Source organism: Mycobacterium sp. P7213 (genome assembly GCF_900604305.1).
Lineage (GTDB): Bacteria > Actinomycetota > Actinomycetes > Mycobacteriales > Mycobacteriaceae > Mycobacterium.
The window spans coordinates 1-670 of record NZ_UWOA01000119.1 but is presented as its reverse complement, the minus strand read 5'-3'; the positions used below and the strand labels follow the sequence as shown (position 1 = coordinate 670).

Below are 670 nucleotides of genomic sequence, written 5' to 3'. Positions count from 1 at the left end.
GTCACCGCCCTTACCGCCGTCCTGACCGACACCCAGGTCGGCCCCGGACTGCCCGTCAGCACCGGTGACACCAGCACCACCAGCACCACCATTGGCGCCGCTACCAGCATTGCCACCAGAACCGGCATTACCAGCCACCGAGCCACTAGCACCACCAGCACCACCGCTGCCGCCGCTACCACCCTCACCGCCACTGCCACCGGCATCACCCGGGTTGACACCACTGTCACCAGACTTGCCGGCCACACCGTCGCCGCCGTCACCGCCGGTGCCACCCGAACCATGGCTGCCACCGGCACCGCCGGCGCCACCGTTACCACCCGAAGTACCCGGCGCCGCACTCAGATCCGACGCCGCGTCATAGCCGGCACCACCGTTACCGCCATTGCCCAGGACCCCGGACGGGGAATCACCGTCGACACCATCAGCACCGGGAGTCAAACCGCCGCCACCGACGCCCTTAGCGCCGACCGCACCGACATCACCACCCTTGCCGCCATCACCACCGGCACCCAACGCACCACCGGAACCGGCCACACCAGCCAACCCGGCCGCACCGTTACCACCGTCACCGGGAGTGCCGGCATCCCCACCGTCACCACCGTTGCCGCCGTTGCCCTGACTGCCCGCGTTACCGCTGCCATTGAGCAGCGCACCCGCAGCACCACCG

At 69.7% G+C, this 670-nt stretch carries 1 pseudogene; it reads right to left on the bottom strand.

The annotated features are described in order from the left end of the window. Positions 1 to 670, bottom strand: a pseudogene (locus EJK91_RS22060) (hypothetical protein); the annotation flags it as partial.